Raw genomic sequence first — 16,699 nt, 5'->3', positions numbered from 1 at the left:
ACTGCGGCACGTTGTTTCTAGCCCTGCACCATAGGCACAGAGGTCAGCGGCGCAAGCGAAAGCTGTCGCAGGCAGTGGGCCGGTCTGTCGGTCTCTGGACGCGCTGCGCTACCCTTCGACCCGTGTCAGATCCGCGACCGAGGTACAGATGCTGCGGATCTGGCTGAGCAGGTTCAGACGATTGCGGCGCAGGACCTCGCTGTCGGTATTGACCTGCACATCTTCAAAGAACGCATCGATCGGGGCGCGCAGGGCGGCCATGGCGGCCATCGCCTTGGGGAAATCCTGCTCCGCCAGCGCCGGATCGATTTCGGCCTTTGCCGCGTCGAGTGCCGCGAACAGGGCCTTTTCGCTGTCGCTCTCGGCAAATTTCACATCCGCGCCATAGGAGTATTCCACCCCGTCCTTCTCTTCGGCCTGCGACAGGATGTTGTTGGCGCGCTTGAAGCCTTGCAGAAGGTTTTCACCGTCCTCTGTGGACAGCACCTCGTTCAGCGCGCGGGCGCGTTTGACAAGCAGGTTCAGATCGTCATTGCCCTCCATCGCAATGCAGGCGTCGATGATGTCATGACGGATGCCCTGATCGCGCAGGTAGACCTTTAGTCGGTCGTGGATGAACGAGAGAAGATCCACCGTCTTCTTGTCAACCTTCCGACCATCAGGCATTTCGACCAAGCCTCTCCCTATGAAAAAAGTCCCCTCTTTCTCTTTCAATACGGCGGCCAATGACTCAAGAACTTGGTTTTGATGGAGTTCGATTATGTCGATAAGATCAAATTTCAATGCGTTTGTTAGGATCAGCCTCACCACACCCAACGCCGCGCGGCGCAGAGCGAAGGGATCCTTGGAGCCGGTCGGTTTCTCGTCAATCGCCCAGAACCCGGTGAGCGTATCAATCTTGTCGGCCAGCGCCACGGTGACGGAAAGCGGCGCGGTGGGCACATCGTCGGAGGGGCCGAGTGGGGAGTAATGTTCCTGCGCGACGGTGGCAACTTCGGCGGGGTGGCCTGCCGCTTCGATGTAATATCGCCCCATAAGCCCTTGAAGTTCGGGAAATTCATAGACCATTTCGCTGGAGAGATCGACCTTGGCGAGCTGGGCGGCGATTTCCGCCTGATCGGGATCGGCACCGCAGACAGGCGCAAGCTCGCGCGCCAGCCCTGCGATGCGGCGGATGCGGTCGCCCTGACCGCCCAGCCTATTGTGAAATGTCACGTTTTCAAGAGATTGCGTCCAGATGTTCATGTCGGATCGCGCAATCCGCAGATCGTTCTCCCAAAAGAACTTGGCATCTGCCAGACGCGCGGACAGCACCTTTTGATTGCCCGCAAGAATGGTCGCGCCCTGATCGGCGGTTTCGCGATTGGCGACGGTGACAAAGCGTTCGATGCGGCCGGTTTTCGGGTTGCGCACGGAAAAGAATTTCTGGTGTTCCCGCATGCTGGTCTGCAGCACTTCCGGCGGCAGGTCGAGAAACGCAGTGTCAATCTCGCCCATCAACGTCACAGGCCATTCCACCAGCCCCGCGACCTCGGCCAGCAGCCCCTTGTCCTCGACAACCTCGAGACCGGCGGCAAAGGCGAGGTTGGTGGCGTCGGCCCAGATATGATCCGCGCGTTCCGCCGGGTTCAGCATGACATGGGCGCGTTTCAGCCGGGCCTCGTAGTCCTCGAACGAGGTGACCGGGAACCGGCCCGGTGCCATGAAGCGGTGACCTTCGGTGCTGTCGCCCGCGCTCAGACCATCCAGCGTCATTGGCACGGTCGTGGCTCCGATCTCATCCGTCAGGATACAGAGAATCGAGTGAAGCGGACGCACCCAACGCAGGCTGCCGTTGCCCCATCGCATCGACTTTGGCCAAGGGAAATTGCGAATGGTGGCTTCCAGCACGTCTGCGATGATCTCGGCGGCGGGTCGTCCTGGCTTTTCGATCACGGCGAAATAGACCGCGCCTTTGGGCGTGTCGCGCTGCTCCAGTTCATCCTGCGTTACACCTGCGCCGCGCAAGAAACCCTGGATCGCCTTTTCGGGCGCATCGACACGGGGGCCTTTGCGCTCTTCGCGCACAGCCGGGGATCGGGCCAGCATGCCCTCGATGGCAAGCGTCAGGCGACGCGGCGTCGAAAAGGCGGCGGCCCCGGCATACGTGAGACCCGCCTCGACCAACCCGTCGGTCACGCGCCTTTTCAGATCCTCGGCGGCGCGCGCCTGCATCCGGGCGGGGATCTCTTCGGAAAACAGTTCGATGAGCAGGTCGGGCATGGCTGGTCCTCAGAAGTTCAGGATCATCTGGATGATCACCGCATTGGCGATATCGACGATAAAGGCGGATACAAGGGGGAGCATGACAAAGGCAAGAGGCGACGGGCCATAGCGCCTGGTCCCGGCCGTCATGTTGGCGTCGACGTTCATCTGGGCCTGCCCGGATCAGTCTGACGCGGTGTCATGCGGCGGACATTCCTCGCCGACGACAGTTCCATCATAGGCCTTGGCGCCGCAATTGTTCAGCTCGTGCCAGATATAGCCCCGACCGTCCGCCGTGATTGCAACAAGACGGTCGACGCCATAGTGCACATTCTTTGAACCGAGAAACACCTGTGCAGTCCCTGCTCTGATCTGCTCCGCGATGGCTTCTGCATCAAAGCAGTCAAACCAGAACGGCGCGTTGCGTGGGGTTGCATCGGCCACCGACTCATAGCTCAAAGCCAGTGTTTCCGGACCGGCGGTGGTGGTGAAACAGGCCCGGTAACGGATTGGCGAACTCTCGGCATCGATCGCCTGAAACCCGTCATAGGAAATCGGTTCCGGCGTAACACTCGCCCGCGAGACCAACAGGACATCCCGACCCGGATCAGGTTCGACAGCGTCATAATAGCCGAATACCTGCAGATAGTAGAGTGCCGCGCCGGCCGCGAGCGCACAGAACAGCAGCAACAGGATAATGATGCGGCCCAGGGTCATGACGCTGCCCGCGTGCCATGGTCGTTGCAGCGGGTCATGCGGCGTATCCACCGGCGGTGGTCTGCACATATGCGTCGGCGCATTGCTTCGCCAGCGCCCGCACCCGGCCGATATAGGCCTGCCGTTCGGTAACAGAGATCACCCCGCGTGCATCAAGCAGGTTGAAGATATGGCTGGCCTTGATGCATTGATCATAGGCCGGATGCGCCATGACGATTCGCTTGCCGGTCTTGGGGTCCTCTGCGGGCTGTGCGAGGATCGCGGCGCACTCCTCTTCCGCCTCTTCAAAGTGACGCAGCAGAATTTCTGTGTTGGCGGTGTCAAAGTTCCAACGGGCGTATTCCTCTTCGGTCTGTTTGAACACGTCCCCATAGCTGAGCGGGATTGGCGCGTCGGGATCGTTGAACGGCATATCCATCACATGTTCGACCCCCAGCACATACATGGCGAGACGTTCCAGACCATAGGTCAACTCGCCTGAAACCGGGGTGCAATCATGGCCACCGACCTGTTGAAAATAGGTGAACTGGCTCACTTCCATCCCGTCGCACCAGACCTCCCAGCCAAGCCCCCATGCGCCCAATGTCGGGCTTTCCCAGTCGTCCTCGACAAACCGGATGTCGTGCAGCCCCATATCGATCCCGATGGCCGCAAGCGAGCCGAGGTAGAGCGCCTGCAAATCCGGCGGGCTGGGTTTGATCAGCACCTGATACTGATAATAGTGCTGCAACCGGTTGGGATTTTCACCGTATCGCCCATCGGTGGGGCGGCGCGAGGGTTGCACATAGGCCGCCGCCCAATGTCGGCTACCGAGCGAGCGGAGGGTGGTGGCAGGATGAAACGTGCCGGCGCCGACCTCCATGTCATAGGGCTGCAATATGGCACAGCCCCTGGACGCCCAGTAGGATTGAAGTCTCAGGATGATCTCCTGAAATGAGCGTGGGACGGTGGTCTCTTCGGTCATGCGGCGGTTCCCGTTGCGGTCCACAGATGGCTGCTTCTGCCCCGGCGCGGATACCCGGGAGAAGCGGGTTTTACCTATGCCTGCGGCTCAGCGGGGTCAACGCCGCAAAGAGCGGCGGTTTGCAGGTTGAAATCCGTGGTATTTGCCGGGAAATCCTGTTTATGTGCCGCAAATTCACGACGGTTTGAGGCAAGATTACATGGTCAGGACATTTTTCGCATCGCTGGTGTTCGCGATTGTCACGATAAATGGGGCGGTCTGGGCGCAGCAGGCGGACCAGGACGCAGTATGGGTGCAGATCGAAGCACATCCGAGTTTGCGGGTCGCCCGGAACCGGGCACAGGACTACGCGGCGCGACTCGCGGATGTGAACGGGTTCGCCCTGGGCGGTACATGGTACGGTATCCTGCTTGGCCCCTATCTGCGCGAGGATGCGCAGCGGGTGCTGCAGGTCTATCGCGCGGACCGGCAGATTCCTTCGGATTCCTTTGTCGCCTACTCCCGCAACCTCGGGGCGCAATTCTGGCCCGAAGGCGCCAATCTGCTGAATCGCGGTGTGGTGACCGCGCCAATCGCCGAGGCCGAGCCACAGACAGAGTCTCCCGTCACGCCAACGGCGCCGTCCGACGAAACCCCTGCCGAGGCCCGCCGCAGCGAACGATTGCTGAGTCCCGAAGAGCGCCGTGACCTGCAGATCGCCCTGCGCGCGGCGGGATTCTATAATTCCGTCATCGATGGGTCCTTTGGCCGGGGCACGCGGCAGTCAATGTCCGACTGGCAGGTGAACAATGGCCTTGAGGCGACAGGAATCCTGACGTCAGCACAGCGCAAAGTATTGATGGATCAGTACAATGAGCCGCTGGTCAGCGTCGGAATGAACAGGGTTCTGGACCAGCAGGCCGGTATCGAGATGGATATTCCCGCCGGCGTGGTCCGCTTTGACCGCTACGAACCACCCTTTGCCCACTACGAGGCCACCAGCGACGATCTCGCCGCCAAGGTATTGCTGATCAGCCAGCCGGGCACGCAGGCGACGCTTTTCGGTCTTTATGACATCATGCAGACGCTGGAAATCGTACCATTGGACGGACCACGCGAGCGCGGCCGGAATAGCTTTACTCTGGAGGGGCGCGGCAAGACCTTCGCCTCCTATACCGAGGCACGGCTGGAAAATGGCGAAATCAAGGGCTTTACGCTGCTCTGGCCCAATGGCGACGAGGCGCGCCGGCAACGGGTACTTGAAGCGATGAAAGCCAGCTTTGCCCGCACCCCGGGCGTTCTGGACGCGGCGGCTGGTGGTGACACCGTGCAGGATGTGGATCTTGTGGCAGGGCTCGACGTCCGCAAACCGCGCCTGTCGCGATCCGGATTCTATGTCGACAGCAAGGGCACTGTTGTGACCACGGCAGATGCGGCGGCGGGATGCACGCGGATCACACTGGATGACGAATACCAAGCCGACCTGCTGACCAGCGACGCCGATCTGGGGATCGCTGTGCTGCGCCCGCAAGAGGCACTGGCCCCGATGTCGGTGGCCCGGTTCCGAGCGACCCAGGGGCGTCTGCAATCCGAAATTGCCGTCGCCGGTTACAGCTATGACGGCAAGCTTGGCGCGCCGACCCTGACGTTCGGCACGCTGGCCGACGTCAAGGGTCTGCGCGGCGAGGCGCAGATGAGCCGGCTCACGCTGAAGGCACTGCCCGGTGATGCGGGCGGGCCGGTGCTTGATGCGGGCGGTGGAGTGCTGGGCATGCTACTGCCCTCGGTTACAGATGACAGCAAACAACTGCCCGCAGATGTGAGCTTTGCCGCCGACGCCGGGGCGATTCGGAGTGTTTTGGACCTTGCCGGGTTGACCGTTGAGGACCCTGCCGACCAGTCCGAGCTACCCCCGGCCGAGATCACCCGTATCGCATCAGGAATGACTGTTCTGGTCAGGTGTTGGGACTAAGGCAGCGCGCTGACGCAACAGGCACCGGACCGTCCGATTCTCTTGGCTTCAGTTGATCCGGCGTGTAGAAAGCCGCTGGAGCAAGGAGAGGACCCAAGATGCCCCGACTGAGCACGTGTACCACCGTTCCCGCGCTTCTGCTTGCGGCGGCCTGCGCCAATAGCGGCGCCAACTACACGCCGGTGATCGACGGTCCCAAGGGGCCAAAATACGAATCCGATCTGGCGGCCTGCCAACAGCTTGCGGCATCTGGCGGTGTCGTGGACGGGCGCGTTGCGGGTTCAACAGCGGCAGGTGCGGGCATCGGCGCGGCCTCTGCCGTGATCTGGGACGGCAACAGCAGCAATCTCGGTGAGGCGGCCGCCGTCGGCGCAATTGCCGGTCTGGCATCCGGCGTTGCCCGGCAGAATTCCAGCCGCGAGAACATCGTCAGGAACTGCATGGCCGGGCGCGGCTATCGCGTGCTTGGCTGATCGGAACGCAAGAACGGGCGCAGAGAACTGGCCCGGCCTTGTTTCGCTGACCCCCTACTCGGATGGCCAGACGGCTTCCCAATCTTTCGCGATGTCGACGATCAGCCAGCCGCGCTCAGGACCTTCGTCAAGACCGCGCACCAGCTTTCCGATATGGCTGTCGCGGTCATAGGCGAATTCGCGGGCCGCGTCGGTATGATGGACGATCAGGCCCAAGCGCGGCCCGTCGCCTGCCGTTGTCCATTCCAGCATCTGAAAATCGCCGTCGGAATTGCCGCCTGCAAAGATCGGGCGTTTGCCGATCTTTGAATCAATCGCAATCGGTTTGCCTTCCTTGTCGTCGATAAAGGAGAAACCTGCATCCTTGACCACTGTCGGCACGCCTTCAACGATCTGATAGCTAGAGTTCATGGTGCTCCCGATCACCTGCTCCGGTGGGATGTTGTAGGCGTTCTCGGCAAAGGCCCGCATAAAGTGAACGCCACCGCCTGAAACGATATAGGTTTCGAAACCCTCGTCCCGCAGGTAGCGCAGCAATTCCAACATCGGCTGATAGAGCATTTCGTCATAGCGCATGCCCGTTTTGGGGTGCCGCGCAGTGTCGAGCCATTCCAGAACATTCGCCTGAAAGGCGTCAACCGACATCCCGGCATGTGAAGCGTCCAGGACCTCGATCAGGCCCTCCTGACCGGTCGCCATCAGCGCTTTCATGTCACCAGCGGCTGCCGCCCTGAGCGCATCAGAGGTGAGAAAGGCCGGGTCTTCGGCACCTTTGCGGGCAACAACGTCGATGCCATAGATCAGCTGGAAGTAAACAGGCTGCTCCGCCCAGAGCGTGCCGTCATTGTCAAAAACCGCGATGCGGTCAGCCTGCACCACGAACATCTCGCTGTCCGGGTCGGTGACATCGGTCACGAAATCGATAATCCGCGCCTTGGCCTCCGTGTCGTTCCAGGATGGCAGCGGATCAGCGGACAGGCTCGTCGCGGTCAATCCGAGAACAAGGCAAAGGCTTCGAGTGATCATGTCGGGACTCCGGTTGGCGGCATGCAATTGCCGTGATGTGAACGCACCCGACCGGGCCTTGTCAACCGCAGCCTTATCCGGTGATGGCCGGGGTCACATGGATCAGGGTCGGGCCGTTGGCGGAAAATGCAGTGCGAACATCATTCTGCAGATCCCCTAGCGTTTGCGGCGCAGCGGCCTTTGCGCCGAATGCCTCTGCCAGTTTGCAGAAATCCGGATTGCGGGCGATCACCGCATTGGGGGCGATCTGTGCGCGGGTCATGCTGTCTTCGATTTCCTTGAGCTTGCCATTGTCCCAAATCAGGATCGGAAGCGGCAGGCCAAGTTCGACCGCTACGCCCAGTTCCGCCATCGTGTATTGAAATCCGTAGTCGCCGATGATCACCATCGTCCGCTTGCCCGGTCGCCCGATCGCGCCCCCGATCCCGGCGGGGAGCGCATAACCCAGTGTGCCAAAACCGCTGGGATGGTGCCAGTGGCCGGGGCGATGCATGGGCCAAATTTCATTGGCCACATAGGCAAATTGCGTCATGTCGGAATAGATCATCGTGTCAGGTGTCAGCACGTCGCGAAGGGCATCACAGACCGGGGCGATACCGGGGCGTTCGGCGGCTGTTTCCGCGCGCCAGCGGAGCCTGGCTCCGGCCACTTCCTCGGCACTCCAGCCGGTTTTTGGGGAGTAATCTTCTGTGGCCTGCTGCAGAGCGGTGGCCACGTCGCGTGCATCCGCGCGGATCCTGACCGTGGCGCGCTGCGCATCGGAAAGACAGGTCGGGTCAAGATCGACCCGGACCAGCGCCGCGGTATGGCCCAGATCGGTACGCCAGAGATCGACCTCGGCCAGTTCAGTACCGATGGCGATGACGAGATCGGCACTGGCGATGATGTCGGCGCTGCCAGCGCGCGCGAGCGTCGAGCCAAAATCAAGCGGATAGTCCGCTCCGACACAGCCCCGCCCCGCATACGTGGTGAAACACGCGGCCCCCGTCTGGGACATGATTTGCCGCCAGAAGGCACCCTTTGCGCCACCGCCCAGAACAAAGAGCGGGCGACGCGCGACACCAAGCAATGACAGGATTGGATCGATGTCCGTCAGGCGGGTCCTGCGGGAAGTGGCGGACCCGTTGGGCGTTGGCGCGGGATCGGCGGCGGCCTCAAGCTGTGCAATCGGCACCTGGATGTGTTTGGCACGGGGGCGATCAGTCTCGAACTCTTCGAACGCGCGGTCGATAAGCCCGTATGCGGCGGATGCGCTCTGCGCAGTGGCCGACCAGTCACAAACGGTTCCGGCGGCGGTTTCCTGGTCATTCATCTGGTGTAACTGACCCTTGCGGGACGCGGTTTCATCCAGACAGGAGGAAATCGCCAACACCGATACCGAATCCGATTGCGCCTGCCCCAGCGGAGTCATGATGTTGCAGAGGCCAGGTCCGGTGATCACATAGGCAACGCCCGGCTTCCCTGTCGCACGCGCATAGCCATCGGCCATGAAACCCGCGCCCTGTTCGTGACGCGCAAGCACGTGGGTCATCCCCGCCTCTTCGATGCCACGATACATTTCCTGATTGTGGACACCCGGAATGCCAAAGATCACTTCGACGCCGCGGTCGCGCAGCATGTGTGAGATCTGCGCACCAAGCGGGCGACGCGTTTGTGGAGCCGAGTCAGCCATCAGGCTCTCCAGAATTGAACAGTAAAGATTACAAAAATTGCCATCAGTTCCAGACGACCGCAGAGCATCGCAAAGGACAGAATCCATTTGGCAGTGTCATTCAGGGTGGCAAAGTTCCCTGCGGGGCCAATCGTGTCGCCAAGCCCCGGCCCGACATTGGCGACCGCAGTGGCCGCCCCCGAAATCGAGGTAACAAAGTCGAGCCCGGTCATGGCAAGGGCCCAGCTGACGATTCCGATGGTCACGATGAAGAACACGAAAAAGGACATGACCGAGTTCAACACCTCGTCATCCACGCGTTTGCCGTCGTAACGGGGGATGAAAATGCCGTTTGGCAGGCGAATCCGCTGCAACTGCACCCGGATCGACGCAAAGAGAAGCTGGAAGCGGAAAATTTTGATCGAACAAGTGGTTGAGCCCGCGCAGCCGCCGATGAGCCCGATCAGAAAGAACAGCGTAATCAGCAGCGGCCCCCATGTCATGTAGTTGACGCTGGCATAGCCGGTGCCGCTGATGATCGACGTGATATTGAACAGCGCTTCGCGAAAGGACTGTTCCCAATGATGCGGAAAGATGCGCTGAAGTTCGATCCACATGACCAGCACGAGAAAGGCGATGGTGCCAAAGAACGCGCGAATCTGAGGATCACGCCAGAGCGCATTCGTATTGCCGTTGATCAGTTGCACATACCGCACGAATGGCAAGGCGGCGAGGATCATGAACACCGCGGCGACATACTCCAACGGACCCGAGAACGTCGCGAATGATGCGTCATAGTTGGCAAACCCGCCGGTGGAAACCGTGGTCAGCGCGTGAACGACCGCATCAAAAATGTCCATCCCGAGCGCCGAGTAACACGCGATGCAGGAGATCGTCAGCCCGAGGTAGATGACCGATATCCGACTGGAAATCTCGGTCGCGCGCGGCAGGATTTTACCCATTGTATCAAAGGCTTCTGATCGAAAGATCTGCATTCCGCCAACCCGGAGTTCCGGCAGGAACACCATCGCGACCACGATCACACCGACACCGCCGAGCCATTGGAGCAGGCCGCGCCACAAGAGCAGACCATGGGGCAGATCATCCAGCCCGCTGATCACCGTCGAGCCGGTGGTTGTGAGGCCCGACATGGCCTCGAAGTAGGCGTCTGTAAAGGAAAGTTCGGTTTCGCCGAGCATCAGCGGCAAAGCTCCAAAAAGCGGCAGCGCCACCCAGACAGCGGAGGTCAGCAGAAAAATCTGCTGGATGGTCAGCCCCTGTTTTACGCCGTTTGCACAGCTGAGCGCAGTGACGCCACCCGCCAGTATCGTGATGACGGCACATTCAAAGAACACCGGCCAATGATCATTGCCGTAGTAGAGGTCGGTAAACATCGGCAACACCATCGCACCGCCAAGAATGGCGATAAGCAGGCCGATCACATATCCAACAGGGCGCAGGTCCATCATGGGGGGCAGCGTTGGCGCGACCGGAGCAGCGTGTCAAGGACCACCCAGCGTGCTGCTGGCGACAGAACCAAGAGAACGGCAGGGCAACGGGCCGGCATGTCTCGTCACCGCAGCCCTTTCTGGCCACGCCCAACACGTCTGAAGAGCTTTGACAGGATGAGGTCATGCCGTTTTTCCTGGCCAAACAGCAGGGATAGAGCTGCTGCCGCTGATGAACGGGATAGATCTTATGTCAGGCGCGCCAGCCCCTGCGGGACATGTTCCATCTTGGACCGTGTCGTTGTTCATTGGAAACCACGATCAGGGTCGCTTGGTTTCCTTCCACATACAGATACACTTGGGCGATGCCCGGAATGTGGACAGCGTCCTTGGCAACCGGGCATCAAAGCAAAGCGCGATCCGCTGTGCTGCGGACCGCGCTTGGATTTCTTATTCCGGACCCCGGCGCACGGTTTCGTGCCACATCAGGTCCTGAGTATTACTTTGCCGACTACGACTTTGGCATTGTCGGAGGCGCCGACGGCGCACGTTTTGCCGCAGGTTTCGCCGCCTTGGGTTCTTCCTTGGCCGTTGCAGCCGCAACCTTCGGCGCTGCCTTCGCGGCAGGCTTCGGCGCAGTCTTAGCAACGGGCGCGGGTGCGGCCTTCGCAGTAGGCGTCGGTGCGGCCTTGGCGGCGGGCTTCGGAGCAAGCTTCGGCGCAGCCTTCGCGGCAGGCGTCGGTGCAGCCTTCGCGGCAGGCGTCGGTGCAGCCTTCGCGGCAGGCGTCGGTGCAGCCTTCGCGACAGGCGTCGGTGCGGCCTTCGCGGCAGGCGTCGGTGCGGCCTTCGCAGCAGGCGTCGGAGCGGCCTTCGCAGCAGGCTTCTGCGCGGCCTTGGCGGCTGGCTTCGGCACGGCCTTGGCGGCGGGCTTAGGTGCGGCCTTGGCGGCAGGCTTAGGCGCGGCCTTGGCGGCGGGCTTAGGTGCGGCCTTGGCGGCGGGCTTCGGCGCGGCCTTGGCGGCAGGCTTCGGCGCGGCCTTGGCGGTTGGTATGACTATAAACCCCGAGCATTGCATCGCGCGCAGCGGCGCGATTTGCGTTTGCAGAGCGGTCCGGGTCATCAATTCAACCAGCTTGAGATTATTGGTGAAAATCCTGCTGGTCATGCGCGCATAGGCCGCTTGAACGTCCAGCGCGTTGGGCAAAGGGGTCATTGTTGTCTTACTCCGTTAAATCATGTTCAGTTCCAGGCGACCGTTCGCCCGAATACAAGTGGGCCGCGACCAAACAAACGTTCGCGATTGGCACGGGCCTTGCTTGAAATCGGTTCCAGTGACTCTCGAAACACTCGGTCGAGGCTGCCCCCGGACATCATTGCAAAGGTTCCACTAAGGGCTGCCTCGGTGAAGGCCGGTATTTTCTCGCCGATCATTGTCTGGCTTTCGCCCTCTGGCATTGACCAGGCCCCCGACAAACCCAGCAGCCGCATGGTCAGAACCCATCGGGTATCCGCCATCAACTGCGCGACGCTCGTCCAAGTCTCGGTCACTTCACCTATCCGGTCGATCGCGTGGTTCATCTGCAATTGCCTCCGGCGGGACTCGGCCCGGATATTCCGAGTCAAATTCAGCCCTGCTTCCGGCCCTTATACACAAGGGATAACGGCAGTGCAGCAGCAAATGCTGCGATGCGGCGCAATTGCGCGATTCGCTACATAAGTGCCAGAAGTCAATACCAAAATTGCAGGCAAAAAATCGCTGACGGGGCGCAGTCGCCCATCATTTCCGATTCCGGCTCAGCCCTGATGCACCAGCGTACCAAACAGGCGCGGATCGAGACTTTGCGCTGTAAACATGTCACCCTCCGTCAGGATGCTGACCGCGTCATGGCTGTGCAGGCTTTCCTGATGGCTGGCGATAATGCGGAAATCACCGATGCGATGATCGGCCTTGAGCTGTTCACAGAACAGCCGCGCGGCGTCTTCCACAAAGATCGGGTTAGCCGCATTGAGTTCGGCAAAAGCCTGTTCATCCTCGCGTTTCACCATGACCTGCGTTTCGGTTGGCACGGCCCGGCGACAGGCATCGATCAAATCCTCGAACCATAGGCACTCCGCATCACGCTCGATTTCGACCGAAATTCGAGCAACCGATCGCTGCGAATGCGGTGTGGCCAACTGGTTGCGCAGGGCGCGTGCATGCTCGGACAATTCGAGCGAACAGGGGCAGGTCGAGGAATAGACATAGTCCAGATGCATGATCTTCTTGCGGACGCCGTCGGTTTCGATCAGTTCGAGCGCTATGTCGTAATATTGGTAGCCTTCCAGCCCCGAGCGCAGGCTTTCCACGCGCATCGGGAAGGAAAACCGCATCTGCAGGCGCGCATCAAGGCTGTCGAGATCGGACATGTAATCGTCAAGCGCCGACTCGATCACTTCAAAACTGAAGGTTCGTTCGGAATGCTTGTAGAAGCTGCGCATGATGCGGGACATGTTAATGCCCTTCTTGTCCGCCTCAAGGCTCACCGTACCAGTGACCGACGTTTCCAGCGTCAGGTCGTCAGCATTCCTGGTATGAAAGCGGATCGGCAGACGGAAATTACTGATTCCCACATGCTGAATCTGCTGCTGAGTGCCCCGGATCAGGCTGGATGGACCGTTTTGCAGATCGGGCATCGACGCCTTATAGGCCGCATCCACCTCGAAATTCTCGGGATAGTCTCGCGATAGCGAAGGATAGTTCAACCGCGATTCCGGAAGCAGCCGCGCAATCGAGGGATCAAGCGCCAATATCTCGGCCTCGCTCGCCCCGCGCGCCCAGGCGCGCAATACATCCAGCGCTGCCTTGGCCGCGCAATCGTCCGGGGTCTCCTCAATCTCCGGCGTATGGATGTTCATTTCATGCTCCTGTCCTGCCCTCCCGGGCGGTTGTGCAGACTCTAACATAGGCTGTTGAGGATCGTATTTCCATCATCACCTTTTCATACGCGCAAAACGGCACATCAGATCATTTTCGGTAGTGTCCGGGGGATACCATGCGGGCCCATCTGCGATACGCCCGCAATCCGAAACCTCTCGCGGTGCTGGCCACATGCTGGACACTTCCGCGATACGCCGCCTATGGTTTGCGGGCAAGGACGACGCACCCGGCCTAAATGGCTTGGATGATGGTGCCCGATACCGAGCGAACGTGCCTCGGCGGCGCATCAACCGGAGAGTCGACCATGACCAATGCGCCAGAAGATCCATATATGCACGATGGCGTCCGGGGCTTTTGCGACGATGACAAAAAATGCGATCGAAGCCGCCTCACGGCACGCCATTGCCTATCGTCAATCTCTCGCCCGTTCACGGGTGACGCCGGACCTGCGACCAGCGGGTTTGGCGGGGCAATTCGACGCCCCGCTTGCGGATAGCGGAGAAGACGCGGCGACCGTCATCGAAGAACTCGTGCACGCGTCTGCAGGCGGCATTCATGGTCACACCTCGCCTCGATTCTTCGGCTATGTCTGTGGCGGATCAATGCCGGTGGGCATGGCGGCGGACATTCTTGTGTCAGCCTGGGGTCAGAATTCCGCCTCGTCATGGGAAAGCCCCTCGGTCGCAGCAATCGAACAGACGGTCTGCCGCTGGTGCCTCGACCTGCTCGGACTACCAGCAGACTGCGGTGTGGGAATCGTGACGGGCGCTACGGTAGCGAACGCCCAGGCGATCATCGCCGCCCGCGATGCGTTGCTGGCGCGGCAGGGCTGGGATGTAAGCGAGCGCGGCCTGTTCGGCGCGCCCGAAATCCCTGTGCTCATCGGTGCCGACGCGCATTCGGCCCCACTCGCCGGGCTGAAATATGCGGGCTTCGGAGTAGGCCGGGCCATCCGGGTCGAAACGGATGACCAAGGGCGCATCCGGTTGGAGGCGCTCAAAGCCGCCCTCGCAAGCTGTACACAGCCCCCGCTCGTCGTGTTGCAAGCCGGACAGATCAACACGGGGGCGTTCGATCCCTTTGCAGAGGCGATTGCACTGGTGCGTCAACACGAGGGCTGGACCCATGTCGATGGTGCCTTTGGCCTCTGGATGCATGCGGTGCCGGACCTGCGCAGCAGGCTCGCGGGCGTTGCGGATGCAGACAGCTGGGCGGTCGATCTGCACAAGTGGTTGAATGCCCCCTACGACGCTGGTCTGTGCATCCTGCGCAGCCGGGATACGCTTGTCTCCGCAATGAGCGCGCGGGGCGCATATCTGCCGGACACCGGCGATACCTGGGAGCCCAGTGACAGCACTCTCGAACTGAGCCGTCGCGCGCGCGGAGTGCCCAGTTATGCCATTCTGAAGCATCTCGGGGTGTCCGGCGTGCGTGAAATGATCACGCGCCACTGTGCGCTGGCGGTGTATCTGGCAGAGACGCTTTCTGCCGAGTCGGGCTTTGAGGTCCTGAACGACGTCGTTTCAAATCAGGTGGCGATCAGCTGTGGCGATGACGACCAAACCAGCGCGGTCTTGCAGCGTGTTCAGGCCAGCGGACAGGTCTACCCCAGCCACGGTGTCTGGCGCGGACGCCAGATCATCCGGGTTTCGATAACCAACCATGCAACGGATCGGGCCGACATCGACCTGCTGGTCGACGAGTTGCGCGCCGCCCACCGGCAGGGCGGCGGCTGATCGGATCACCGCAACGCCAACTACTGGGTTGCGCGCTTGGCTTGGGTCACCCGGCATCACCCAACGCGTTGGAACCTATGATTTCAGTCAGCAATAGGCGAGCCAAGTTTAGCGCGAAACGCCCTCGCCAGCCGCTGCCAGCGCCTGTTTTACGTCTGCGATCAGATCATCCGTATCCTCGATCCCGACCGAGAACCGAACCAACCCCGGCGCAATCCCCAACTCGGCCCGCTGCTCTTCGCTCAGCCTTTGATGCGTGGTTGTCGCCGGATGGGTCACGATGGATTTGGCGTCGCCCAGATTGTTTGAGATCTTGGCGATCGTCAGCGCATTGAGAAAACGAAAGGCCGCTGCCTGCCCACCCTTCAGATCGAGCGAGACCACGGTACCGCCCTTGCCCATCTGACTGGTACACAGATCGAACTGGCCATGCGAAGAATGGCCGGGATACAGCACCCGTGCCAATCCGTCATGCCCCTGCAACGCCTCGGTGAGCGCCAGCGCAGACTCCGCCTGCGCATTGACCCGCAGCGACATCGTCTCCAGCCCCTTGAGCATGACCCAGGCGTTGAACGGGCTCATCGCGCCGCCGGTGTGTTTCATGTAAGGTTCGACTGTCTTGCGAATGAAATCACGTGTGCCGAGAATGATTCCGCCCAAGGCCCTGCCCTGACCGTCGATATGCTTGGTGGCCGAATAGATCACAACGTCCGCGCCCTGTTCGATCGCACGCGAGAACACCGGCGTGGCAAAGACGTTGTCGACCAGAACGGTCGCCCCGACGGCGTGGGCCAAGGTGCAGACCGCGGAAATGTCGATGACCTCCAGTGTCGGATTGGAGACCGATTCAAAGAAAACCGCACGCGTGTCGGGACGGATGGCCGCCTGCCACTGGACCAGGTCGGTGCCGTCTACAAAGGTCACCTCAACCCCAAAACGGGCCAGCACATCTTCGAGCACATAAAGGCACGACCCGAACAGCGCCTTGGCAGACACCACATGGTCGCCCGCCTTGAGCATCGCGGTGAGCGCCCCTGATACGGCCGCCATACCCGAGGCCGCGGCAAAGGCATCCTCTGCACCTTCCAGCGCGGCGATGCGGTCCTCGAACATGCGCACGGTCGGATTGCCATAGCGGGCATAGATGAACTCATCCTCACCTGCCTCGATGAACCGCGCCTCCGCCGCTTCGGCGCTGTCATAGACAAACCCCTGCGTCAGAAAGATCGCCTCACTCACTTCGCCATATTGGCTGCGACGCGTACCGCCATGCACGGCGGTTGTGCGCTTGTTCCAGTTTTTGGTCATATCACCCTCTTGCTCATGTGGGGGCACGAAAAAACGGCCCCGATCGCGGTCAAGCGAAAGGAGCCTTTCATCCTGACCTTTTAGCGGTGTTGTTTATCGTGGCCCGCAATCCGGTAACAAATCGCCACGTCGTTCTTTGGCTCAATAGCGCGACGGGAACGGTCGGGTCAAGCCATTGTAAGTTCATCGTTACGGTCTCGTAACGTAGGATTCATGATTGCGCTATAGTGTCAATTCACTCTGCAGACACATGATCTTGTGTGA

Annotated in this window: 13 protein-coding genes, 1 pseudogene and 1 riboswitch; of the genes and pseudogenes, 4 read left to right on the top strand and 10 right to left on the bottom strand. The window is 60.8% G+C overall.

Annotation, left to right across the window (positions count from 1 at the left end; translation table 11 throughout):
- Positions 1-108: 108 nt before the first annotated feature.
- The 4 genes and pseudogenes from glyS to QO231_RS13555 form a co-directional block, all read right to left on the bottom strand.
- The gene (glyS, locus tag QO231_RS13570) at positions 109-2,262 is read right to left on the bottom strand and encodes a glycine--tRNA ligase subunit beta (RefSeq protein WP_316777215.1); all 2,154 of its coding nucleotides are present in this window, start codon (positions 2,260-2,262) and stop codon (positions 109-111) included.
- Between the two features lie 9 nt (positions 2,263-2,271).
- Positions 2,272-2,400: pseudogene (locus QO231_RS13565) on the bottom strand (sodium/glutamate symporter); the annotation flags it as partial.
- Between the two features lie 27 nt (positions 2,401-2,427).
- On the bottom strand, positions 2,428-2,961 hold the full coding sequence (locus QO231_RS13560; RefSeq protein ID WP_316777213.1) for a DUF6446 family protein: 534 nt from the start codon (positions 2,959-2,961) through the stop codon (positions 2,428-2,430).
- A 34-nt stretch (positions 2,962-2,995) separates the two neighbouring features.
- Positions 2,996-3,925, bottom strand: a complete 930-nt coding sequence (locus QO231_RS13555) for a glycine--tRNA ligase subunit alpha (protein ID WP_316777210.1) — start codon at positions 3,923-3,925, stop codon at positions 2,996-2,998.
- A gap of 199 nt (positions 3,926-4,124) precedes the next feature.
- On the opposite strand from QO231_RS13555, the gene QO231_RS13550 reads away from it, so the two are divergent.
- Together QO231_RS13550 and QO231_RS13545 are read left to right on the top strand one after the other, a co-directional pair.
- Complete coding sequence (locus QO231_RS13550) at positions 4,125-5,876, top strand: serine protease (RefSeq protein WP_316777207.1); 1,752 nt, start codon at positions 4,125-4,127, stop codon at positions 5,874-5,876.
- A 98-nt stretch (positions 5,877-5,974) separates the two neighbouring features.
- Positions 5,975-6,349 (top strand): glycine zipper family protein, encoded by a 375-nt coding sequence (locus QO231_RS13545; RefSeq protein WP_316777205.1) that lies wholly within the window; start codon positions 5,975-5,977, stop codon positions 6,347-6,349.
- 54 nt (positions 6,350-6,403) lie between these two features.
- On the opposite strand, the gene QO231_RS13540 is transcribed toward QO231_RS13545, so the two are convergent.
- From QO231_RS13540 to QO231_RS13530, 3 genes are all read right to left on the bottom strand, one after another.
- The gene (locus QO231_RS13540; RefSeq protein WP_316777203.1) at positions 6,404-7,375 is read right to left on the bottom strand and encodes an HAD family hydrolase; all 972 of its coding nucleotides are present in this window, start codon (positions 7,373-7,375) and stop codon (positions 6,404-6,406) included.
- 73 nt (positions 7,376-7,448) lie between these two features.
- Positions 7,449-9,047 (bottom strand): thiamine pyrophosphate-binding protein, encoded by a 1,599-nt coding sequence (locus tag QO231_RS13535; protein WP_316777202.1) that lies wholly within the window; start codon positions 9,045-9,047, stop codon positions 7,449-7,451.
- The gene (locus QO231_RS13530; protein WP_316777199.1) at positions 9,047-10,495 is read right to left on the bottom strand and encodes a TrkH family potassium uptake protein; all 1,449 of its coding nucleotides are present in this window, start codon (positions 10,493-10,495) and stop codon (positions 9,047-9,049) included. The genes QO231_RS13535 and QO231_RS13530 overlap by 1 nt, the downstream gene beginning before the upstream one ends.
- A gap of 368 nt (positions 10,496-10,863) precedes the next feature.
- Here QO231_RS13530 and QO231_RS13525 point away from each other — a divergent pair, with 368 nt between their 5' ends.
- A complete protein-coding gene (locus tag QO231_RS13525) occupies positions 10,864-11,649 on the top strand; it encodes a hypothetical protein (RefSeq protein WP_316777197.1) in 786 nt (261 codons plus the stop codon).
- 64 nt (positions 11,650-11,713) lie between these two features.
- Here the strand turns inward: QO231_RS13525 and QO231_RS13520 are convergent, their stop codons facing one another.
- Together QO231_RS13520 and folE2 are read right to left on the bottom strand one after the other, a co-directional pair.
- On the bottom strand, positions 11,714-12,052 hold the full coding sequence (locus tag QO231_RS13520; protein ID WP_316777195.1) for an antifreeze protein: 339 nt from the start codon (positions 12,050-12,052) through the stop codon (positions 11,714-11,716).
- Between the two features lie 216 nt (positions 12,053-12,268).
- Positions 12,269-13,369, bottom strand: coding sequence for a GTP cyclohydrolase FolE2 (folE2, locus tag QO231_RS13515; protein WP_316777193.1), 1,101 nt, complete (start codon positions 13,367-13,369; stop codon positions 12,269-12,271).
- 384 nt (positions 13,370-13,753) lie between these two features.
- Here folE2 and QO231_RS13510 point away from each other — a divergent pair, with 384 nt between their 5' ends.
- Positions 13,754-15,127, top strand: a complete 1,374-nt coding sequence (locus QO231_RS13510) for a pyridoxal phosphate-dependent decarboxylase family protein (protein WP_316777190.1) — start codon at positions 13,754-13,756, stop codon at positions 15,125-15,127.
- A 108-nt stretch (positions 15,128-15,235) separates the two neighbouring features.
- Here QO231_RS13510 and metZ read toward each other — a convergent pair whose 3' ends face one another.
- Entirely contained in the window at positions 15,236-16,435 is a 1,200-nt protein-coding gene (gene metZ, locus QO231_RS13505) for an O-succinylhomoserine sulfhydrylase (RefSeq protein ID WP_316777187.1), read from the bottom strand.
- Positions 16,436-16,495: 60 nt separating this feature from the next.
- Positions 16,496-16,573: riboswitch (SAM riboswitch) on the bottom strand.
- Between the last annotated feature and the right edge of the window lie 126 nt (positions 16,574-16,699).

The organism is Sedimentitalea todarodis (assembly GCF_032595355.1).
Lineage (GTDB): Bacteria > Pseudomonadota > Alphaproteobacteria > Rhodobacterales > Rhodobacteraceae > Sedimentitalea > Sedimentitalea todarodis.
The sequence above is the reverse complement of the archived record's forward strand: the minus strand, read 5'-3'. Positions and strand labels throughout refer to the sequence as shown.